Annotated in this window: 20 protein-coding genes; 13 read left to right on the forward strand and 7 right to left on the reverse strand. The window is 64.7% G+C overall.

Annotated features, from left to right (window positions below; genetic code table 11):
* Positions 1-184: 184 nt before the first annotated feature.
* Both otsB and CH291_RS13520 read right to left on the reverse strand, forming a co-directional pair.
* Positions 185-2,737 (reverse strand): trehalose-phosphatase, encoded by a 2,553-nt coding sequence (gene otsB / locus CH291_RS13515; protein WP_068053788.1) that lies wholly within the window; start codon positions 2,735-2,737, stop codon positions 185-187.
* A 59-nt stretch (positions 2,738-2,796) separates the two neighbouring features.
* Positions 2,797-3,540 carry a FadR/GntR family transcriptional regulator gene (locus CH291_RS13520; protein WP_037190693.1) on the reverse strand — a complete coding sequence of 248 codons (744 nt, stop codon included), beginning with the start codon at positions 3,538-3,540 and terminating at the stop codon, positions 2,797-2,799.
* 80 nt (positions 3,541-3,620) lie between these two features.
* Between CH291_RS13520 and CH291_RS13525 the strand changes: the two genes are divergently transcribed.
* From CH291_RS13525 to CH291_RS13540, 4 genes are all read left to right on the forward strand, one after another.
* Positions 3,621-4,181 carry a gluconokinase gene (locus CH291_RS13525; RefSeq protein WP_068053791.1) on the forward strand — a complete coding sequence of 187 codons (561 nt, stop codon included), beginning with the start codon at positions 3,621-3,623 and terminating at the stop codon, positions 4,179-4,181.
* 244 nt (positions 4,182-4,425) lie between these two features.
* Positions 4,426-4,728: a WhiB family transcriptional regulator gene (locus CH291_RS13530; RefSeq protein WP_008713079.1), complete on the forward strand. Its 303-nt coding sequence runs from the start codon at positions 4,426-4,428 to the stop codon at positions 4,726-4,728.
* A gap of 346 nt (positions 4,729-5,074) precedes the next feature.
* Complete coding sequence (locus CH291_RS13535; protein ID WP_094687765.1) at positions 5,075-5,788, forward strand: DUF2637 domain-containing protein; 714 nt, start codon at positions 5,075-5,077, stop codon at positions 5,786-5,788.
* A gap of 22 nt (positions 5,789-5,810) precedes the next feature.
* The gene (locus CH291_RS13540) at positions 5,811-6,323 is read left to right on the forward strand and encodes a DUF427 domain-containing protein (RefSeq protein ID WP_068053796.1); all 513 of its coding nucleotides are present in this window, start codon (positions 5,811-5,813) and stop codon (positions 6,321-6,323) included.
* Positions 6,324-6,327: 4 nt separating this feature from the next.
* Here CH291_RS13540 and CH291_RS13545 read toward each other — a convergent pair whose 3' ends face one another.
* Genes CH291_RS13545 through CH291_RS13555 form a run of 3 tightly spaced genes read right to left on the reverse strand, consistent with a single transcriptional unit; the run spans position 6,328 to position 10,270 of the window.
* Positions 6,328-7,371 (reverse strand): hypothetical protein, encoded by a 1,044-nt coding sequence (locus CH291_RS13545; protein ID WP_094687766.1) that lies wholly within the window; start codon positions 7,369-7,371, stop codon positions 6,328-6,330.
* On the reverse strand, positions 7,368-7,988 hold the full coding sequence (gene bluB / locus CH291_RS13550; RefSeq protein ID WP_179272067.1) for a 5,6-dimethylbenzimidazole synthase: 621 nt from the start codon (positions 7,986-7,988) through the stop codon (positions 7,368-7,370). The genes CH291_RS13545 and bluB overlap by 4 nt, the downstream gene beginning before the upstream one ends.
* Positions 7,989-7,999: 11 nt before the next feature.
* On the reverse strand, positions 8,000-10,270 hold the full coding sequence (locus CH291_RS13555; RefSeq protein WP_094688058.1) for a putative bifunctional diguanylate cyclase/phosphodiesterase: 2,271 nt from the start codon (positions 10,268-10,270) through the stop codon (positions 8,000-8,002).
* Positions 10,271-10,427: 157 nt separating this feature from the next.
* On the opposite strand from CH291_RS13555, the gene CH291_RS13560 reads away from it, so the two are divergent.
* The 3 genes from CH291_RS13560 to CH291_RS13570 all read left to right on the forward strand — a co-directional run bounded on the left by CH291_RS13560 (position 10,428) and on the right by CH291_RS13570 (position 13,646).
* Positions 10,428-11,021: a TetR/AcrR family transcriptional regulator gene (locus CH291_RS13560; RefSeq protein WP_094687767.1), complete on the forward strand. Its 594-nt coding sequence runs from the start codon at positions 10,428-10,430 to the stop codon at positions 11,019-11,021.
* Positions 11,022-11,322: 301 nt separating this feature from the next.
* Positions 11,323-12,000: a DUF4956 domain-containing protein gene (locus CH291_RS13565; protein WP_094687768.1), complete on the forward strand. Its 678-nt coding sequence runs from the start codon at positions 11,323-11,325 to the stop codon at positions 11,998-12,000.
* Between the two features lie 2 nt (positions 12,001-12,002).
* Positions 12,003-13,646: a CotH kinase family protein gene (locus CH291_RS13570; RefSeq protein ID WP_306437686.1), complete on the forward strand. Its 1,644-nt coding sequence runs from the start codon at positions 12,003-12,005 to the stop codon at positions 13,644-13,646.
* Between the two features lie 11 nt (positions 13,647-13,657).
* Here CH291_RS13570 and CH291_RS26780 read toward each other — a convergent pair whose 3' ends face one another.
* Positions 13,658-13,825, reverse strand: coding sequence for a S4 domain-containing protein (locus CH291_RS26780; RefSeq protein WP_176460421.1), 168 nt, complete (start codon positions 13,823-13,825; stop codon positions 13,658-13,660).
* A 93-nt stretch (positions 13,826-13,918) separates the two neighbouring features.
* Here CH291_RS26780 and CH291_RS13575 point away from each other — a divergent pair, with 93 nt between their 5' ends.
* The 6 genes from CH291_RS13575 to dinB all read left to right on the forward strand — a co-directional run bounded on the left by CH291_RS13575 (position 13,919) and on the right by dinB (position 19,006).
* Entirely contained in the window at positions 13,919-14,755 is an 837-nt protein-coding gene (locus CH291_RS13575; RefSeq protein ID WP_094687769.1) for a hypothetical protein, read from the forward strand.
* A gap of 48 nt (positions 14,756-14,803) precedes the next feature.
* Positions 14,804-15,721 carry a polyphosphate polymerase domain-containing protein gene (locus CH291_RS13580; protein ID WP_068053816.1) on the forward strand — a complete coding sequence of 306 codons (918 nt, stop codon included), beginning with the start codon at positions 14,804-14,806 and terminating at the stop codon, positions 15,719-15,721.
* 23 nt (positions 15,722-15,744) lie between these two features.
* Entirely contained in the window at positions 15,745-16,362 is a 618-nt protein-coding gene (locus CH291_RS13585; protein ID WP_094687770.1) for a DUF47 domain-containing protein, read from the forward strand.
* A gap of 7 nt (positions 16,363-16,369) precedes the next feature.
* Positions 16,370-17,356 carry an inorganic phosphate transporter gene (locus CH291_RS13590; protein WP_094687771.1) on the forward strand — a complete coding sequence of 329 codons (987 nt, stop codon included), beginning with the start codon at positions 16,370-16,372 and terminating at the stop codon, positions 17,354-17,356.
* Between the two features lie 44 nt (positions 17,357-17,400).
* Positions 17,401-17,745 carry a hypothetical protein gene (locus tag CH291_RS13595; protein WP_094687772.1) on the forward strand — a complete coding sequence of 115 codons (345 nt, stop codon included), beginning with the start codon at positions 17,401-17,403 and terminating at the stop codon, positions 17,743-17,745.
* 73 nt (positions 17,746-17,818) lie between these two features.
* Positions 17,819-19,006, forward strand: coding sequence for a DNA polymerase IV (gene dinB / locus CH291_RS13600; RefSeq protein WP_179276574.1), 1,188 nt, complete (start codon positions 17,819-17,821; stop codon positions 19,004-19,006).
* Here the strand turns inward: dinB and CH291_RS13605 are convergent, their stop codons facing one another.
* Positions 19,007-20,404, reverse strand: coding sequence for a cytochrome P450 (locus CH291_RS13605; protein ID WP_094688060.1), 1,398 nt, complete (start codon positions 20,402-20,404; stop codon positions 19,007-19,009).
* Positions 20,405-20,446 lie beyond the last annotated feature (42 nt).

The raw sequence follows: 20,446 nt of genomic DNA on the forward strand, positions 1-20,446 counted from the left end.
CCCTCGTTCGCCCGCCCGCCCTCGTTCGCGTGCCCCGGCCCTGGGATCAATGTGGATTCCAGTCACTCAGACTGCAACAAAGCCACATTGATCCCATGTCAGCCGAACCCGCATCGGGATGAATGTGGGTTTCAGTCAGTCTGAGTGCAACAAAGCCACATTGATCCAGAAGCGGGGGCAGGGGTCAGGCAGGCTCAGCGCTGAGCAATCTCGCGCAACGCAGCAGGCCCAGGTGACTGTAGGCCTGGGGATGGTTGCCGAGTGATCGTTCGGCGATGGGGTCGTATTCCTCACTGAGCAGTCCGGTGGGGCCTGCGGCACTGACGAGTTGAGCGAACAGTGCTTCGGCCTCGGCGCGTTGTCCCACCAAAAGGTAGGCCTCCACGAGCCAGGCGGCGCAGAGATGGAAGCCGCCCTCGCCGCCGGGCAGGCCGTCGTCGTGGCGGTAGCGGTAGACCGTCGAGCCGCTGCGCAGTTCGGCTTCGGTGGCAGTGACGGTGGCAGCGAAGCGGGGGTCTGCCGGGTCGATCAGTCCGGACAATCCGATGAACAGCGTCGCGGCGTCGAGGTCGGTGCCGTCGTACGCGGCGGTGAAGGACTGCACTTCCTCGTTCCAGCCGTTGGCGAGTACTTCCTCGCGGATGGTATTGCGCAACGATGCCCAACCGGGTTCTGTTGTACGACCGAAGGTTTCGGCCAGACCGATAGCGCGATCGACGGTGATCCAACCCATCACCTTGGAGTAGACGTGGTGCCGGGGGTTGTCTCGAATCTCCCAGATGCCGTGGTCGGGCTCGAACCAGCGACGCTCGACGGCCTCGACCATGGCGCGGACGAGTTCCCAATCGTCGTCGGACAGGCCGTTCTCGGACCCCTTGGCCTTGCGTGCGTGGGCGAGGGCGGACACCAGTTCGACGATGGGGCCGAAGACGTCGAGCTGAACCTGTTGATTCGCAGCATTTCCCACGCGCACCGGACGCGAGCCGGCATAGCCGGGCAGCTCGTCGATGACAGCTTCTGGCGGTAGACCCAGACCCCAGATGGTGTAGAGCGGGTGCAGACGCTCGGGGCCGGAGACCGACTCGAGTACCCCGTGAATCCAGGAGAGGTAGTTCTCGGCCTCGGCCGTCGAGCCGACGTCGACCAGCGCGGCTGCGGTCAGTGCGGCGTCGCGCAGCCAGCAGTAGCGGTAGTCCCAGTTGCGCACTCCGCCGATGTCTTCGGGTAGCGAGGTGGTGGCCGCGGCCATGATCGAGCCGGACTCCGCGTGGACGAGGCCGCGGAGGGTCAGTGCCGATCGCTTCATCAGATCGCGCTTGAGTGGCGGCAGGTCCAGGCCGTCGGCCCAGTCCTTCCAGTATGCCTCCGACGCGCGGCGACGCTCCACCTCGTCCCACGGATGCTCGCTCAGATCGTCTGTGCCGAGCCGCAATTCGAGAACGATCGGCCCGTTCGAGGGATCGACCTCGGCGTGCGCGGCCTGCTGCGAACCGTCGGACACGATGTTCCAGGTGACGCCGGGACTGCGCAGCACCATCGGATCTGCCGTACCGAGAATTCGCAGGCCGTCCACATCGGGTTCGAGTGAGGCCCAGGCCTTTCCGAACTCCGGACGCGGCGCGAAAGTCACCACGGCGGTGGCCTTGCCGGTGATGACGCGGGTCAGCGCGGTCTGGCCCTGGCCGATGTCGTGCGGCAGATAATCCGTGACCTGCAGGCTGGCCCACTTGGTCTGCACCGTCATCGTGCCGTCCACGTACTGCTGGCTCAACGGAAGCGATGCGCGGGTCGGCCCGACGCTGAAGTGGCCGGCCTGATCGCCGCCGAGCAGGTGTGCGAACACGGCTGCGGAATCGGGTTCGGGGTGACACAGCCAGGTGACGTCGGCGTCGGGGGTCAGCAGGGCAACGGCATTGGGGCTGGCCAACATCGTCAGTCGTTCGATGCGCGGGGCGTCGGCTCCCGAAAGCCACTGCCGTCGCTCCTCGAGCAGGAATGCCAGGGCGAGGGCGACCTGCTCGGTGCTGTCGATGCGAAATTCCGCGAGCGTGTCTCCCGGTCCGATCTTGACGCCGATGTCCGGCCCGTGCAGGTGTCCGAAGGCCTTCTCGTCGGTGACGTCGTCGCCGAAAAAGACTGCGGCAGTAGCAGCTTCCTGGTGACGAAGGATGTCGAGGGCGACGCCCTTGTCGGTGACGATGACTGCCAGCTCGATGACGGACTTGCCCTCGGTGACCTGAACGCCGTCCCGCGCCGCCGCACCGGATCGCACAGCTGCGAGCGCTTCGTCACCGGCGGCGGTCTCGGCGTTGCGGACGTGCAGCGCGACGCTGGCCGGCTTGGTCTCGATGCTGACGCCGGGATGGGCGTCGGCGATCGCCTGCAGTTCGCCGGTGATGACGGTGAGGAGCTTCTTGGCGTTGTCGTCGATGGCATTGACGAACCCGGCGTCGAACTCGCTGCCGTGACTGCCCACCAGCTGCACCTCGGACGGCAGGCGCGAGAGGATCGCGAGATCGCGGAGGGCACGTCCGGAGATGACGGCAGCGTTGGTGCCGGCGAGGGAGGCGAGGCCGCGCATGGCGCTGACCGACTCGGGGTGGGGGAAAGCCTTCTGCGGGTCGGAGACGATCGGCGCCATGGTGCCGTCGTAATCGGACGCGACGAGCAGACGCGGAGTCCGAGCTACTCCAACGAGCGCGCGGCGAAGTTCGAGCGGCAATTCGAGAGCAGTCACCCGTCGAATCTAGGCGATGAACCCCGCCTCGGCGTACCTGGCTTTGTGCGCGGGATGTATCACTGCTGGTCGGGGACCAGACCGGGCGACGGAGTCACACCGGAGGCCGCCGACATCGAGGCGGCGGACTTGGTGACGATGGCCAACATGGCTCGCTGGGCGCCGTCGGCGTCGCCGGATTGGATAGACGACGCCACCACGCCGTGCAGTCGGATCGCCTCTGGGTCGGCTTGGCGGGACATCAGGGCGTGGCGGGTGCGGCCCGCGAGCACCTCCACGACGATGTCGGACATCGACCGCAGCATCGGGTTGCCGGAGGCCGCGAGCAACGTGCGATGGAAATTGCTGTCGTGTTCGAGGTAGGCGTCGGAGTCGGCGGCCCGGGACGTCGACGACATTCCGATGACGGCGGCCGTCAGCGCGCCGCATTGCTCGGGTGTTGCTCGATGCGCAGCGAGCTTGGCTGCCAAAGGCTCGATCCCCGAACGTAATTCGCTGAGCAGCAGCAACTGCTCGGCGCGGGCAGGCCCGGCCAGTTGCCAGCGGATGACCACAGGGTCCAGGGAGTTCCAGTTCTGCGAGCCCTGCACGGTGATCCCCACGCGTCGACGCACGGTGAGCAACCCCAGCGATTCCAGGACGCGAACCACTTCCCGGACGACGGTCCGCGACACGGTGAACCGCACGGCGACGTCGTCGGCCGAGATTCGGGTCCCGCTCGGGATCGCGCCGCTCACGATGTCGCGACCGAGCTCGTCGAGCACCGAATCGTGCAGCTGGCGGAAGTCGCTGGTCTCGCTCATGTCCGGTCGATCGTCCCACGGGTCGCCCGGTTTCTCGCGTCTGTCCGATCCGCGCGAGCGTGATGGAGCAGTATCGAGGGATGGCAGCACAGACGACAGGCAGAGCACATCATCCGGTTCTCGTGGTGATGGGAGTGTCCGGATCGGGTAAATCCACAGTGGCGGGCATCCTCGCCGGAGCATTGAAATGGGACCTGCAGGAGGGCGACGACCTGCACCCGGACGCCAACGTGGCGAAGATGGCGTCGGGTCAGCCACTGACCGACGAGGACAGGTGGCCATGGCTCGACGTGATCGCGGAGTGGATCACCGAGCACACCTCCACCGGTCGATCGGGAATCGTCACGTGCTCGGCCCTCAAGCGGTCGTACCGAGACGTGCTGAGCGCCGCATCGAGGGACGGGGCCGAGGTGATCTTCGTGCATCTGGCCGGCACCAAGGACCGAATCAGCGGACGCCTCAATGCTCGGATGGATCACTTCATGCCGTCCTCGCTGCTCGATACCCAGATCTCGACCCTCGAGCCACTCGGTGACGACGAGAACGCGATCGTCGTCGACATCGGGCCGCCGCCGACCAAGATCGCCGAGCGCATTCTCGTCGAACTCGAAAAGCGTGCGGGAATGTCGGAAAGTCACTGATCGCCGTTTCGTGACCGCCATGGTGGATCAATGTGACTTTCAGTCGGTCTGACTGCGGCAATGCGACATTCATTCGGACCTGGGGCCGCAAACGGGGCGCAGATCTTCTGACGGCCGCCCTGAACGTGCAATTTTCAAGCAAGCGCGCTTGCTTTTAAGTACTACGAATGACCGAAAGGACTTGTAAAAGTATGACGAATGCGAGATAGTGAGCTTGTTCACTTTTTCAGTGAGGAGACAGCTCATGGTGCGAGGCGCACCCGCCAGGCCGGTCCAACTTCCCGTTCCCAACGCAGACGTCTGGGACTGGCAACTCGACGGTCTGTGTCGCGGATTGGACTCGTCCGTGTTCTTCCACCCCGAAGGCGAACGAGGCCGCGCTCGCACCTCGCGTGAGAAATCCGCCAAGCAGGTCTGCGGCCGCTGCCCGGTACTCGAACAATGCCGCCAGCACGCCCTCGAGGCGAACGAGCCCTACGGCGTATGGGGCGGAATGTCCGCACACGATCGCGCCGACTTCTACCGCGGAGCCGTTCGTACCGCTTGATCCCTCAGCGGGTTCGGTGCGGTGGCAGTGGGGGATTGTGGCAAATGCGCGCGCATTCGCCAGGCGCGTTCGCAATTGTCAACGCGCGCATAGCGATTCCGCGCGCCCCTGGCAAACGCGCGCGCGTTCGCGAAGACTGCTGGGCGGACAACACCGGGCCGCAACGAGGCGATCAGAATCCGCAGGTCTCCTCGGACTTACCTCCGGCGCACTCGCTGTCGACACTGCTGTGAAGCCCGGCCTGATCGACATTCGCGGCGGCGACGCATCGTTCGCGCCGCCTTCGAGCCCTGACCGTCGCAGCCTTCACCGAACTTGTCGGTGGGTTCGTGTTTCATGACGATCCATGAACAAGGTCCTGCGTGCGACGCTCGTCAGTGCGGTCGTCATCACCACCGTCATCGGAATTGCGTCCTTCGTGCTCAGTTTCGCTGCACTGTGGGATCTGGCCACGATGGCAGGTGTCCCACGCTCGCTGTCCTGGCTGTGGCCGGTGATCGTCGACGGCACCATCCTGCAGGCCACGATCTCCGTGATCGCGCTGGCCCAATTCGAGGATCAACGCAGTGGTCGACGCTTCTTCTGGGGTGTGTTGATCACGGCAGCTCTGGTGAGTATCGGCGCAAATGCCATGCACGCCTTCATCTCCGACGCCGGCACACTGCATCCGGCCCTGTCGGCAGCGATCGCGACCGTCGCGCCGGTCAGCTTGTTGGCCGCAACCCACGGACTCGGCATCCTCGTCCGAATACCGGCGGAACTGCCGAAGATCACAGACGAAGAACCCGCCCCCGAAGAGGTGGCAATCGCGGTCCCGAAAGCCGAACCCGTGACACCAGCGCCCGAATTCCCCACCCCCGAGATACCGGCCCCTGCGCCGATGGCGCGCACCGAGCCGGTCCGCACAGACCCGATCCGAACCGAGCCGGTCCGCACCGAACACCGCCTGCCCGAATCCCCGGTCACGTCGGTGCGCACGGTCGAACCACTCGACGAGGTCGATCGCTGGATTCTCGACGAGGAACGGGTGGACGATCTCTATCCCGTCGACGCCCCGTGACGCCCGGTGGCACCATCGAAGGATGAGTACACACTTGCCGAGATCCGTCGTTCCCGAGAAGCCGAAGCCGGGCCAAGAATCGGTCTGGGATTACCCTCGTCCACCCAAGCTCGAAGCCTCGAATCGTTCCCTCGTCGTCCGGCTCGGCGGCGAGGTGATCGCCCGCACGACCGCCGCGTACCGCGTGCTCGAGACGAGCCATCCGCCCACCTGGTACATCTCGCCTGCAGACGTCGTTCCGGGCGCGCTGACCCCCTCGGCGGCGCGATCGACGCACTGCGAGTGGAAAGGCGCAGCGACGTACTGGGACGTCCACGGCGGAGACGCTGTCGCAGAGGCCGCCGGGTGGAGTTACGAGAACCCCACCCCTCGGTTCGCCGAGATCGCGGGTTACCTGGCGTTCTCGCCCAGCCGCCTCGAATGCGAGATCGACGGCGAAGCGGTCCGACCCCAGGAAGGCGGGTTCTACGAGGGCTGGATCACCGACGACGTCGTCGGCCCGTTCAAGGGAATCCCGGGCTCCTACGGGTGGTGACGCCCTAACCGACCGGCAACTCGGCGCGGGGGATGATCTGAATCGAACTCGCCGCGCCTGGGTCGCTGCCGGTCACCAGCACGTCGCCGTTCCGCGGATCGACCGCCACCGAGTTGGCCTGCGTCACCGTCGGAACATCGCCCAGGATTCGCGGAGCTGCGGGATCGGATACATCGACCACCCGCAGTACGTTCGACGCGGTCAGCGTCACGAACAGCAACCGACGTTCGAGATCCACGGCGAGCCCGTACGGGTTACCCGGTGCATCGATCGATGCGATCTGACGAATGCCGCCGACATCGTCGACCGATGCGAGCAGGACCGCACCGCCGTCGGTGTCGGCAAACCCGGCCACCGTCTGATTCACCGTCACCGCGTGGGTGAGCTTGACGCCGATCGGAGCCTGCGACACCTCCTGCTGCGTCGCGCCGTCGTAGACCCACACACCGTTGCCCTGCACGTCCGCGACGGCCGCGAACGGACCGAGAGCGGCAGCACCACCGGGCTGGACAGGGCCCGGCGGTAGCTCCGACACGATCGCCCCGTCGCGCAGGAAGATCACTCCGCCACCCATCTCGTTGGTGGCCACGACGGTGCCGTCGGAGGTCTGCACCGCATCGTGTGGCTGACGACCGACACCGGTGGCCGTCGACAGAATCGCGCCGTCGGCGAGCGAGATCTCGAGCAGCTCGTCACTGCCCTCGAGCGGAACCAACACCGGGCCGTCGGGACCGGCCAGTGAAAGATGTCGCGGCGCACCCGTCGTCGAGACCATCTGGCGCACGGCACCGGTGGCCGCGTCGAACAGCACCACGCCGTCGGGCTCCCGCACCCCGGCAGCAGCGATCCCGGACGATCCCACCACGACACCTTCGGGAGCACCCGCAAGAGGAACGACGGTACCGATCGGGTCGGCCGCATCCGGGGCCTGTGCGGGCTCGGCCGCCGGAGTGGTTGCCTCAGTGGTCGGTTCGGTCGAGGATTCGGCCGCAGAGCAACCGGCGACGAGCAGGCAGACAGTGGCCGCCGCGACCAGGCGCGCCCTCATCGGCGGTACTGCTCGAAGTGCAGGGCGTCGTCCAGTGGACGGCGGCTACGCCAACCGAAGCGTTCCAAATCGGGTACCTCCTGAAACGATTGGACCGGACCGACGCACAGCCAGGCGATCGGGCGGACCGGTGCGGGGATGTCGAGCAGTTCGGTCAGGTACGCCTCGTCGTAGAACGAGACCCAGCCGACGCCGACGTTCTCGGCTATCGCTGCGAGCCAGAGGTTTTCGATGGCGAGGACGGCGGAGAACAGTCCGGTGTCGTCGACGGTGTCGCGACCGAGGACGTGCCGACCTCCACGGTCGGGATCGTAGGTGACCACCACCCCGGTTCCGCTGGTCTCGATTCCCTCGATTCTGATGGGGTCGAACGTCTTTCGTCGTTCGGCGTCGAGCTTGTCCGCAAAATCCTGTCGGCAGCCGGCCACGTGGGCCGCGAATGCGCTCAGAGTATCGGGCTTACGGACGACCACGAAGTCCCAGGGCTGGGTGTTGCCCACGCTCGGGGCTTGATGCGCCGCTCCGAGGATTCGTCGCAGAGTCTCGTCGTCGACGACGGTTCCGTCGAACTCGGCGCGGACGTCGCGGCGAGATCGAATCGCGGCATACACCGACAGGGCTGCTTCGGTCATGATATCCGTTCTCCTGTAGCAGTATTCAGATGCGCGTTCAGTTCGGCGACGAGGGCGGGGAGTCGGTCTGCCGAGGTGGGACGGCCGAGGTGGTAACCCTGCGCTCGTCCGCACCGTAGTTCGCGCAACGCCGTCATCGTCACCTCGTCCTCCACTCCCTCTGCCGTCACCGACAATCCCAGCGTACGGGCGAGCTCGACGGTCGATCGCACGATGGCGGCATGCGCCGGGTTGTGTGCCATGCCGCCGATGAACGTGCGATCGATTTTCAGCTCCTGAACCGGCAATCGCTCGATGTAGGCGAGCGAGCTGTAACCGGTTCCGTAATCGTCGATGGCGACCTGCACGCCCATCGCATGCAGTATCGACAGCGTCTCGGTCGCGCCGATCGGGTCGGTCATCGCCGAGGTCTCGGTCACCTCGACGGTCAATCGGCGAGGTGGACAATCGAATTCCTCGAGCGCCGTACACACCTGCTCGATGAGAGTGTCGTCGAACAGGTTTCGGGTCGAGATGTTGACGGCGATGCTCAGCTCGAGCCCATCGGTCATCCACTGCCTTCGTTGGGCGAGGGCCTGGGTGAGGACGTAGCTCGTCAACGGCCGGATCAGTCCGGTGCGTTCGGCGGTGGGCAGGAATGTGCTGGGGGACAGGACGGTGCCGTTCGGATGATGCCACCGCAGCAGTGCTTCCACGCCGACGACGGTCATCGTCGTGAGGTCGATCTGCGGCTGATAGTGCAGTTGCAGTTGATCCGTCTCCAGTGCCGTGGTGAGTTCGCCGAGCATGATGAGCTGCTCGCTCTTGTCCCGGTCCATCGACCGGTCGTAGTACGCGACGCGAGACTGAGCGGCTTTCGCGGCCTGGACGGCGAGGTCGGCGCGCTGTACGAGGCGATCGGGTGTCGTTTCGTCCTCACCGTCGCCGGGAGAATTGGACGCGACTCCGACGCTCGCTTCGATCAGCAGGGTCATGTTCCCCACCTCGAAAGGAGTGGCGAACAGGAGCTGAATCCGGTGCGCCAACGCGGCCGGATCCATCGACTCCGATGCTCCACACAGGGCGAACTCGTCACCGGCCAAGCGCGCCAACAGAATCGAGTCGTCGGCGACGCCTCGCAGTCGCTCGGCGACCACCACGAGGACCTGGTCGCCGAGGCCGCGTCCGAAGGTGTCGTTGATCTCCTTGAATCGGTCGATGTCGACGGTGAGCAAGGTCGACTCACCCGCATTGCCCCAGAGTCGATGCTCGAGGGCGCGTAGGTTGGCCAGTCCGGTGAGGTGATCGGTATCGGCAACGGCACGAAGCTGGACGGTCTGAGTGTGCAACAACCGCAGCAGATCGGTGATGCGGAGCATCACCAGGACCACCAGAGCGAGAGCACAGAGCAGTACCGCCCATCCCCACTGGGCGATCGGCTCGTCGCGAACGACCTCGATGAACATCACGATCGGCGCAGTCAGGGTGGCCGCGGTCAGCACGACGACCGTGGGAGTGGTGAACGACGCCATCAGGTGGGCGTCGGATTCGATGTTCGGGTTGGTGATGCGCCGCATGGACGGGTGAAGGGCGGCGACCCCGATGAGGACGTAGGACATGATCCATCCGACGTCGAACACAGACCTGTCGGACGAGGAATCGGAGACGATCGCGAAGTTGTTCACGGTGTCGGTGACCACTAGCAGCGCTACGGCCACGGTGAGGAGCCGGTAGGACAGGGTCCGCCACTGCCGTGAGCCGACGAAGTGGGCCAGCAGTCCCAGCAGAAAGATGTCCATCGCGGGGTACGCGACGTCGACCAGGCCTGCGGTTCCGGAGATGCCGCCTCCGCCGAGCGACGGCTGCACGGCGAACACCCAGGTGAGCAGTCCGAACGCGACCATGATGATGGCGCTGTTTGCCACGTGGCCGCGTTCGCTGGGTCGCCACTTGTGGCGAGCGAGAAGGAACAGGCCGAAACCGTAGACCGGATAGCCGACGAGGTAGATCGCGTCCGCCGGCGACGGGTAGGGGACACTGCCCTGGGTGATGTGGATCCACTCGTAGACGATGTCGCCGATCACCCACAGGGCGGTGCCCATGGCGATGGCCAGCCAGGCCGAACGGTTGCGGGGCCGGTGCATCCTGGTGCCGACGACGGTGGCGGCAACGGCGGAGGCTCCGACGAGTGCGAAGACCGACTGGCCCCAGACGGTGGTCGGGACGACGAAGTAAGCGGCGCAGCCGAGTGCGCCGAGCGCTGCGTACCACCGCCACCAGGCCGTCACGATTTTCTCCAGCCGTTCACGCCGATCCGACGGCTTCAACAATGTCACACGGACGTGATGTAGGTCACCTGCGCTGCGCGTCCGGTGACAGAAGTATGCCTCAGCGCTACGCTGGGTAAGCGGTACGAAACTGTTTCGATTCGATAAGGGGGCACGGATGAGCGTCGACGCCCCACGTCGGTCGAGGGTGAGTGTGGAGCGCGAGGGAGAATTTCTCGACGCCGCACTACTGTGCCTCGGCGAGGTCGGTTACGACTCACTGTCGATGGACCTGGTTGCCGAGCGAGCGCAGTGCAGCAAGGCCACCCTCTACCGGAGATGGTCGAGCAAGGCCGAGATGGTGGCCGCGGCCATCGAATCGGTCGGCCCGCCCCCGTTCGTCGGCATCGATACGGGAGACCTTCGCGGAGATCTGCTCGAGTTGATGAATCGGGTGTCCGAGGGGGCAGAGCACGATCAACGTTTCGCCGCGGCGATCCACCACGCGGTGATGGTCGACGAACAGTTGGCGGCAGCGGTGCGGAGAACGTTCCTCGAACCCGAGGCCAGATTCCTCGAGTCGGTCGTCGTGCGCGCGGTGCAGCGGGGGGAATTGTCGAGCAGGCCGAGATCGGCAGACTTTCTGCAGTACATGGTGTTCAGCGCAATCATGAGTGGCCCATTGACCGACGCCAAGCCTTTGGATTCGGAATACCGAACGCGAATAATCGACGAAGTAATTCTGCCGTCACTTCGCTCGACGACCGATTGACGACGTTTGTACGGCATGCGCACGTAATCGATTGACCCGCAACATAATTGAAAAATTCAACCGACCGGCGTCCGACTGGGGCGCCGGATCGAGGCCGTTCGAAATTCCACTGCTGCCAGGAGATGAACGGCTGAATTGGCAGGAAACTGCCAGCTTCTGAGGTGGAAATTCCGTCCAGATTGTCTCTAGGGTTAACGGCATCCGAACAAACGGTAAACAGCACTGATTGCGGATGTAGGCGCGTGGGTCACGCGCTCCCCGGTAACCAGTGCGGAATTCGAATCGACTCGATCGGAATGCGATGAATTTCAACATTCAAGACCTGAGCGGAACGTTCTCGACGTTCGACATCGTGGTGTCTCTGGCACTGTCGTTCGTTCTGTCGGCCACCATCGGTTGGGTCTACCGACTCACCCACAAGAACGTCTCGTACAGCCAGTCCTACGTACAAACTCTCGTCACGGTGGGCATGGTCATCAGCTTGATCATGCTGGTCGTCGGATCGAACGTGGCACGGGCGTTCGCCCTCGTCGGTGCGTTGTCCGTCGTCCGATTCCGCAACGCCATCAAGGAAACTCGCGATGTCGGCTTCATCTTCCTCGTCATGGCGATCGGCATGGCCACGGGAACTCGCTTCTACGTACTGGCCATTGCGGCCACGTTTGCCATCTGCTTGGTCATGGTGGTGATGAGCAAGTTCAACTGGTTCAAACTCGATGTGCAGCGTCAGGTCGTCAAGGTGCAGGTTCCGCCCGACGCCGACTACACCGATCTCGTCGAAGACGTACTGATCAAGTACTGCAAGGAGTTCGAGCTGGTCAGTACCGAATCGGTGCGATCGGGTGCATTGACCGAGCTCTATTTCACGGCCCAACTCAGATCCGGCAAGAAACCCGGCGAGTTGATCGCTGCTCTCAGTGAGGTCAACACAGGGCAACGGGTCTCGGTACTCACCGGATACGACCAGACGGACATCTGATCGTGACCGACCCGAACACGAACTTTCCCTCGGCCCCGACAACCCTGCGAAGGAGGCTCGTCCACCGAGTACCGCGGACGGTGCGGCAGCACTGGAAAATTGCTGCCACCCTGCTGGTGTTCGTCGTGGTGATGGCGACCGTGTTCGGGTCGACCCGGATCCGCCCGTACATCACCGGCGATGCAACCGTCATCGCCTCCGAGATCACCGAGAACGTCCAGGGTGTGGTCGATCTGTTCGATACCACTGTGTCGCACTCGATTTCGGTGGATATCGACGCCGGCGACTACCAGACCCTGAAGGACTCGTTCCAGAACGAAGGGGTCAAGGAGTCGGTACCCGCAGACATCACCATCGACGGAACCCTGATCGCCGACGTCGGTATCAGGTTGAAGGGCAATTCCACGCTGGCCACTCTCAGCAGCGACGACGGCTCGATGCCCGGGCGCGGCGGAGGTACTGCCGGGACATCCGGTCGACCAGCACCTGCAGACGGTGCAGCCATGCCCGAGGGTGCGGCCATGCCGGAAGGTGGGGCCATGCCGGAGGGTGCGGCCATGCCGGAAGGTAGGGCCATGCCCGGCGGTGCTGGGATGAATATGTTCGGGGAGCCGCTCAGTTTCGATGCGCCCGAGGATCTTCCGTTTCTGATCGACTTCGCGGAGTATTCCGAGGGGCGGGCCTATCAGGGTCACACGACGCTGTCGCTTCGGCCGTACACGCCCGCTTTGAACGAGTCGGTGTCTCTTGCGATCACCGAGGCCTCGGGTCAGGCGACCCAGGACTTCACCTACACCACGTATTCGGTGAACGACTCGGCCGAGACGACGCGGCTGGTCGTCGTCGCTCCCGACGACGACTACGCCAACTCCCTGGAGGACGGCGACGGGGTGCTGTACAAGGTCGGTGCCGAAGCCAGTTTCATGTACGAGGGAGACGATCAGACGACGTACGCCGAGCAGTACACCCAGATCAACGCTCTCGGCACCGCGGACCTGCAACCGATCATCACGCTGTTGAAGTGGCTCGACGGTGCCGATCAGGCCGAGTTCGATGCGCATCTGGCCGACTATGTCGATGTCGACTCACTGGCGAATTACCTTGCCCTTCAGAACTTGCTGGGCAACGGCGACGACATGGGCGGCCCGGGAAAGAACTTCTACCTGTACTACGACCTGGACTCGAAGACGTTCTCGGTGGTGTCGTGGGATCTGAATCTGGCTCTGAACTCAGATTCCACCGCCGGTGCGAACGACGCGGTGTCGATGATGCCCGGTGGCGGCGGGGCAGGTGGCGGCGGGATGCCGCAGATGCCCGAGGGGTTCACACCGCCGGAGGGAATGGAGATTCCGGAAGGCGGGGGGATGCCCGAGGGCGGCCCGATGTTGGGTAATTCGCTCAAGGACATGTTCCTGGACTCGACCGAATTCACCGACGAGTACGACGCTGCCTTCCGCACCATCTACGACGAGCTGTGGGCGAGCGGCCGAGTGCTCGACATCGTCGACGAGGTCACCGCATCCATTCCGACGTCGGCGGCGCTCACTCAGGAGGAGATCGACGCCGAGGCTGCGGAATTGAAGTCACGGCTGCAGATTCGCACCGATGCACTCGCCGACGATCCTGTCGTGACGGGATCGTCGTGATGTCTCGGCGGTCAGCGCAGGGTCAGGGTGTCTGCCGGGGAAACTTCGCGGCGAGGATCGCGCAGCGGCAAGCCGTTGATCAGGACCATTCCCTCCATCACGAAGGAGGCGGCCTGCGACAGCGTGCGCGCAGTGCCGGTGGCGACCAGCAACTCGGGAACAGAAGTTCGACCGTTCATGAGCTGATGCTGCTCCCGCGCAGTGACCGCCGACGCTCGATCTCGTGGCGGGTAGGCGACGGTCGGATGAACACTCGGAGACGGAGGTTTGGCGTGATCGTCGCTGCGTGCGGAGCCGGTGCCTCGGTACTCGCGTCGTGCGCGTCGGCCGAACCCCCAGCAGCTGCGAGATTCGAAACCTGGTGCACCCCCACCGACTCGGGCCTGTCCGAGTTGTCGGGTCTGGCGTGGACGGGCGATACCGGCTACGCGATCGGGGACCGCGGCAGTGACGATCGGCTGGCGGTGCTCGACCGTGCCTGCGAGGTGACCGGGTGGGTCGACGTCGGAGTCGAGACGGTCGACGTCGAGGACATGGCCGTCGACAGCGCGGGGATCGTGTGGCTCGCCGACACCGGTGACAACGACAGCGACCGGGAGAGCGTCACGTTGATCGGCGTCGACGTGGCCACCGACCGGCGCACCTCGGTCACGATGCGCTACCCCGACGGCGCACACGACGTCGAGGCGTTCGCTCTGACGCCCGCCGGGCAACCGGTGCTGATCACCAAGGTCTCGGGCGGTGCGGCCGCGTCGATCTACAGCAGTGACGAAACCATCGACACCACAACGACATCCATCGATCTGGTCCGTTCCGGAACGGTGTCTGCGACTGCGCCGGACGGGTCGAGCAGACCGATCACCGGTGCAGCCGTCGATGCCGACGCCACAATGGGGGCACTGCGAACCAAGAAGGATCTGTTCGTCTTCGAAATCGCCGACGGTGACGTGCCCGCGGCATTCTCGGGCGCTCCCGCCCGTGTTGTCGAGGGACCCGATCAACCACAGGGGGAGGCCGTCGCCTACACCGACGCGGGTGAACTGCTGCTCGCGTCCGAGGCCGACGGAGCCACCGAACTACCCCCGATCGTGTTCGCGGAGCCGAACTGAACGCGGCGTCGCCCGACCATGCACACCCACCGAAGGAAGGTTCGATCCATGAATCTGTTCGACAAATTTCGACCCAAGGCCGCTTTGGAGAAGCAGGGTGCGTCGCCGGAGGACCTGAACACCGAGCCCACCGGTTACCAGCAGACCGCCAGCAAGCTGCACTCGTTCAATCGGTACGAGATCAAGTATTTCGTTGCCGAGGCCGACGTCGCTCAGGTCCGTGAAGAACTGACGGCACGGATGGACACCGACCCGTTCTCGCCCAAGGGTGGCTACCCGGTCACCTCGCTGTACTACGACACCACCGATCTGCGGTTCTACTGGGAGAAGATCGAGGGCCTGAAGTTCAGGCGCAAGGTGCGGGTACGGCTGTACGGGGCGCCGTCCGAGTGCACCGACGACACGCCGGTGCAGATCGAGATCAAGCAGCGCGTCAACAGGGTCACCCAGAAGCGCCGAATCTCGTTGCCCTACGACGTTTCTCAGCGGTGGCTCAACGGCCGCGAGGAGATAGAATGCGATCCCAGTCAACGCCCGTTCGTCAACGAGGTCAGCACGTTGATCGCCAATCTGGATCTGCGTCCGATGGTCACCACCGGTTATCTGCGCGAGGCGTACATCGGTCGTGAGGCCGACCTCGGTCTACGGGTGACGATCGATCACAAGGTGCACGGTCGGGATCGCGACTTCCGATTCGATTCCGGTGCCCAGAACCGCTTCATCATCCCGCCCAAGCTCGCGATCCTGGAGATCAAGGCCAACGAACGAGTGCCGTACTGGGTGACCGACATGACGGCACGGATGAACATGTCCGTCATCCGAGTCTCGAAGTACTGCCAGTCGATCGAGGCGTTCGAGATGGCACCTCGATCACGCGCCGGTGCGCCCGAACTGGTGCTGCCCGCCGATGCCGACCACCGCGTGCCGTCGGATCTGCTCGAGCCCTACGCCGGCGCTCGCCGGTAGCCGCACCATTCAGGAGACGAAAGATGTTCGCACGCTTCAAACCCAAGTCCGTTCTGTTCTACGACCTGTTCAACTCCTCGGCTCAGCTGTTGGCCACCGGAGCGAAGACGTTGACCGAACTGCTCGAATCCGCACCGGAAATCGATGCGGTGGCGCGGCGCATGGTCGATCTCGAGCACGAAGCCGACAGCGTCACCCACGATCTGTTCCGCACCTTGAACTCGAGCTTCATCACCCCGTTCGATCGCACCGACATCTACGTCCTCGGCTCGAGCCTCGACGACGTGATGGACCACATGGAAGCGGCGACACATCTGCTCTCGCTGTACCGAATCGACGAACTGACCCCGCACATGCACGACATGATCGACATCCTCGACCGGTCGGCCAAGGTCACGGCGGATGCAATGCCGAGGCTGGCGTCGATGAAGGATCTCGAGCGCTACTGGATCGAGATCAACGAGCTCGAGAACCGGGCCGATCATGCCTATCGGACTTTTCTGGCGGATCTGTTCGACGGTCGATTCGACGCATTGACCGTGATGAAGCTCAAGGGAGTGGGCGACGAACTCGAAGATGCCGCAGACGCTTTCGAGAAGGTAGCGCACGTCATCGAATCCATCGTGCTGAAAGAGACGTGAGTGCGCGGTGGTAGCACTGGTTCTGGTCATCACCCTCGCGATGGCGTTCACCTTCACCAACGGCTTTCACGATTCGGCCAATGCCATCGCGACGTCGGTGTCCACTCGCGCACTCACCCTGCGGACGGCGCTCGTCATGGCCGCGGTGGGGAATCTGCTCGGTTCCTTCTTCGGTGCGAAGGTCGCGTCGACGGTGGGGGAGGGAATCATCGCCCTCGACGTCGGATCCGACGCGTTGCTCGTGGTCGGGTGCGCCCTGGTCGGTGCCATCGGCTGGAATCTGATCACCTGGTGGTACGGGTTGCCGTCCTCGTCCTCGCACGCGTTGGTCGGCGGCTTGGTGGGAGCTGCACTGGCCGGCGGAATGACGGTGCTGTGGGGAGGCGTCGCGACCAAGGTGATCCTCCCGATGATCGTTTCTCCTGCAGTCGGTTTCGTGCTCGGAAGCGCCGCGATGGTGGCCATTCTGTGGATGTTCCGACGATCGTCTCCCAGTGCCACCAGCCGCGGATTCCGCCGGGCACAGACGTGCTCGGCAGCGGCCATGGCTTTCGGACACGGCATGCAGGATGCAGCGAAGACGATGGGCATCGTGGTGCTGGCGTTGGTCGTATCGGGCAATCAGGCCGACTACACGATTCCTCTGTGGTGCTACTTCCTCACCGCGACGGTGCTGGCGGTCGGAACGGCGACCGGTGGGATGCGGATCATGCGCACCCTCGGCCGCAAGATCATCGAACTCGACCCACCCCAGGGGTTCGCCGCGGAGGCGACGGCGTCGTCCGTGCTGTACGTGGCATCGATCGGACTGGGAGCGCCGGTGTCGACCACCCACGTCATCTCGTCGGCGATCATGGGCGTCGGGGCAACCAAGCGTACGACGGCCGTGCGCTGGGGGACGGCGGGAAACATGCTCGCAGCGTGGGTGACGACGCTGCCCGCGGCCGCTGCCGTCGCCGCACTGACCTACGTGGTTGCGGGGGTGATTCTGTGAAGCGGGGAGCGGGTCGGATATCGATGGGCGCTGCACTCTGCCTGATGGCACTGAGCGCAGGCTGCAGTTACGAGATGACGTCGACCGAGACCGGCACCGGCATCTCGCGTGACGTGCAGGAGGCCAGGGACGGATTTCTCGAAACTCCGGGAATGAGCGAACTGTTCGACGACCTCTACGGACAGGGCATCGGAACCACCGTCAACGAGGTGTTCGCACTGGGCATCTACATTCCGGGTTTTTGCGAGACCCGCGCCCAGCAGGGGCTCACCGAAGAGCAAGCCGTCGCCGAGGTGACCGATTCGCTCGGTGCTACCTACGAGAAGGGGACCGGTGAGCCCTGGGCCGAGCCGATAGTGCAGGCCGCGGAGGATCACGTCTGCGAGTGAGAGGGCCGAGGGTGTCGGTGGCCTGTGCGAGCATGAAACGGTGGAGTCCACCGGTAGACCCGTGGCGAGCATCATGCACGCCGACCTGGACTCCTTCTATGCCTCGGTGGAGCAGCGGGACGATCCGCGGCTGCGCGGTAAGCCGGTGATCGTCGGCGGGGGGGTGGTGCTGGCCGCCAGCTACGAGGCCAAGGCCTTCGGGGTGCGCACGGCGATGAGCGGTGGGCAGGCACGCGCGGTCTGCCCGCAGGCCATCGTGGTGCCGCCGCGTATGGATGCCTACTCGCAGGCGAGCAAGGACGTGTTCGACGTCTTCCACGACACCACCCCGCTGGTGGAGGGCATCTCCATCGACGAGGCATTCCTCGACGTCGGCGGGCTGCAGAAGATCGCGGGCAGTGCCACCGAGATCGGACAGCGCCTGCGGCAGGAGGTCGCCGAGCAGGTGGGGCTGCCCATCACCGTCGGGATCGCCACCACCAAGTTCCTGGCCAAGGTTGCCAGCGCCTTCGCCAAGCCCGACGGTCTGCTGCTGGTACCGCCCGGCGGCGAACTCGAATTCCTGCACCCGCTGAACATCGAAAGACTTTGGGGCGTAGGAAAAGTGACCGCCGAGAAGCTGCACGTTCTGGACATCAGAACGGTCGGCGACATCGCGGCCTACGGCGAGCGGTCGTTGGCCTCGGTACTCGGCAAGGGTGCGGGTGCCCACCTGTACGCGCTGGCCATGGGCCGGGATCCACGACGCGTCCAGCCCGGTAAGTCGCGCAGTTCCATCGGTGCGCAGCGGGCACTCGGTCGCGGCAGGCACGACGCGGCCGAGGTGGAGGCATCGTTGATCGGGCTCGTCGATCGCGTCACGCACCGTATGCGCGCAGCGGAGCGAACCGGCCGAACCGTCATGTTGCGCTTGCGTTTTGCCGATTTCACTCGCGCCACCAGATCGCACACGCTCGATCGAGCGACCGCCGACACCCGCGACATTCTCGACGCCGCACTCGAATTGCTGCACGACGCGGCGCCGCTGATCGCGGAGAAGGGCATTACGTTGGTGGGGGTCACCGTGTCGAGCATCGACAGGGGCGGTGCGGAGCAATTGGAGCTGCAGTTCGACCCGCCGCAGGTACGGACACCGCCGGAGGCCTCGGCCCTGGACCGGGCGCTCGACGGGGTGCACAAGAAGTTCGGCTCGACGTCGCTCACTCGTGGGGTGTTGCTCGGCCGTGATCCGGGGATCTCGGTTCCTCTGCTGCCCGACTGACTACTGCCGCACTGTGGGTTGTACCCGAAAGCCTGTGGGCATCATGGTCAGTCGCTCCTGGACCTTCAGTCGGTACGACGGGTCGGCCTGCAGGTCGAAGCGCTGCAGAATGGTTCCGAGTACCAGAACGGCCTCGTGGATGGCGAATTGCCGTCCGATGCAGGCGCGTTCACCGGTACCGAAAGGCTTGTACACGTGAGCGGGCCGGGCCTTGATGCGATCGGGCAGGAAGTTGTCGGGATCGAACTCGTGCGGGCGGTCACCCCACACAGGATCGCGGTGCAGCGCCGTGGCGAGCACGATCGCCCAGTCTCCGGCCGCCATGGCGTAGCCGTCGCCGACGACGGTGTCGGCGCGTGCCCCGCGACCGAACGCCGGGACGGTGGGCCACAGGCGCAGTGATTCGTCGAGGACGCGTCGGACATATCGCAGCTTGGGAACCTGGCCGAACTCGGGCTTGCCGGTACCCCAGACCTCGTCGACCTCGGCGCGGGCGCGCTCGAACACCTCCGGGTGCGTCGCCAGGTAGTACAGCGCAAAAGAGAGTGCACCGGAGGTGGTCTCGTGACCGGCGATCAGGAATGTCAGGATCTGGCAGCCGATGTTGGCTTCGCTCAGTGCATTCGGATTGTCGGCCTCACACGCGGCGTCCATCATGATCTGGAGCAGGTCGCTGAAGTCTTCGGTGGATCGGCGCCTGGTCCTGACGACATCTGCGAGGACGTCTGCCAGGTACTGCTTGTTGCCCGCGTACCGGCGATCCGAGCGGGCGAACAGAGGCTTGGCGAACGCGGGAACCTTCAGCAACGCCCGCCGCTGGTTGTACGTCAGCGCACCGACCATGGCCGAGACGAACGGATGCGGCTCGGCACGCGCGAACGACCCGAAGCTGTAACTGAATCCGGTCCGGCCGATGGTCTCGAGCGTCAACGTCGTCATGTCGGCCGATACATCGGTCGGTGACGCGTTGCGAGAGAGGAACTCCCAATGCTCGATCAGGTCGTCGGCGACGTCGACCATGATCTCGTGGTACCCGCGCATGGCCCCTGCGGTGAACGCCGGGCGCAGAAGATCATGGGCACGTTGCCAATTCGGTTCGTGGTTGTAGGCGGTGAACAGCCCGTCGGCTCCGATGTCCCGTAGATTCTCGACGCCCGGGGGCAAGAACTTCTCGAAGCGCTTCTCGTCGCACAGCTCACCCACCACGTCGGCACCGGCGGCGAAGACGAATCGTCGGCCGAGGATGTGCCGCTCGAACAGCGGGCCGAGCGTGCGGGCCATCGCGGTCGAATCCTGGACGGGGGTGCGGGGATCGACGCCGACGACGTCGCCGAGCACGGGGAGTCGGTGCGGGGGATGGGGCAGGGAGCCGCCTCGTACCGCGAACTGTGTCGACATCGCCACTCCATCGTCTCGGGACCGGCCCTTGTTGAACCGTGT

It is taken from the genome of Rhodococcus sp. 14-1411-2a, from assembly GCF_002259485.1.
Lineage (GTDB): Bacteria > Actinomycetota > Actinomycetes > Mycobacteriales > Mycobacteriaceae > Rhodococcoides.

What these genes read in the sequence shown, in the direction of transcription:
- CH291_RS13605 (WP_094688060.1), bottom strand. Translation starts at nt 20,404, where the DNA reads ATGTCGACACAGTTCGCGGTACGAGGCGGCTCCCTGCCCCATCCCCCG.
- CH291_RS13520 (WP_037190693.1), bottom strand. Translation starts at nt 3,540, where the DNA reads ATGAGCGAGACCAGCGACTTCCGCCAGCTGCACGATTCGGTGCTCGAC.
- CH291_RS13560 (WP_094687767.1), top strand. Translation starts at nt 10,428, where the DNA reads ATGAGCGTCGACGCCCCACGTCGGTCGAGGGTGAGTGTGGAGCGCGAG.
- CH291_RS13540 (WP_068053796.1), top strand. Translation starts at nt 5,811, where the DNA reads ATGAGTACACACTTGCCGAGATCCGTCGTTCCCGAGAAGCCGAAGCCG.
- CH291_RS13565 (WP_094687768.1), top strand. Translation starts at nt 11,323, where the DNA reads ATGAATTTCAACATTCAAGACCTGAGCGGAACGTTCTCGACGTTCGAC.
- CH291_RS26780 (WP_176460421.1), bottom strand. Translation starts at nt 13,825, where the DNA reads ATGAACGGTCGAACTTCTGTTCCCGAGTTGCTGGTCGCCACCGGCACT.
- CH291_RS13580 (WP_068053816.1), top strand. Translation starts at nt 14,804, where the DNA reads ATGAATCTGTTCGACAAATTTCGACCCAAGGCCGCTTTGGAGAAGCAG.
- dinB (WP_179276574.1), top strand. Translation starts at nt 17,819, where the DNA reads ATGCACGCCGACCTGGACTCCTTCTATGCCTCGGTGGAGCAGCGGGAC.
- CH291_RS13545 (WP_094687766.1), bottom strand. Translation starts at nt 7,371, where the DNA reads ATGAGGGCGCGCCTGGTCGCGGCGGCCACTGTCTGCCTGCTCGTCGCC.
- CH291_RS13525 (WP_068053791.1), top strand. Translation starts at nt 3,621, where the DNA reads ATGGCAGCACAGACGACAGGCAGAGCACATCATCCGGTTCTCGTGGTG.
- CH291_RS13530 (WP_008713079.1), top strand. Translation starts at nt 4,426, where the DNA reads ATGGTGCGAGGCGCACCCGCCAGGCCGGTCCAACTTCCCGTTCCCAAC.
- CH291_RS13595 (WP_094687772.1), top strand. Translation starts at nt 17,401, where the DNA reads ATGGCACTGAGCGCAGGCTGCAGTTACGAGATGACGTCGACCGAGACC.
- CH291_RS13585 (WP_094687770.1), top strand. Translation starts at nt 15,745, where the DNA reads ATGTTCGCACGCTTCAAACCCAAGTCCGTTCTGTTCTACGACCTGTTC.
- CH291_RS13535 (WP_094687765.1), top strand. Translation starts at nt 5,075, where the DNA reads ATGAACAAGGTCCTGCGTGCGACGCTCGTCAGTGCGGTCGTCATCACC.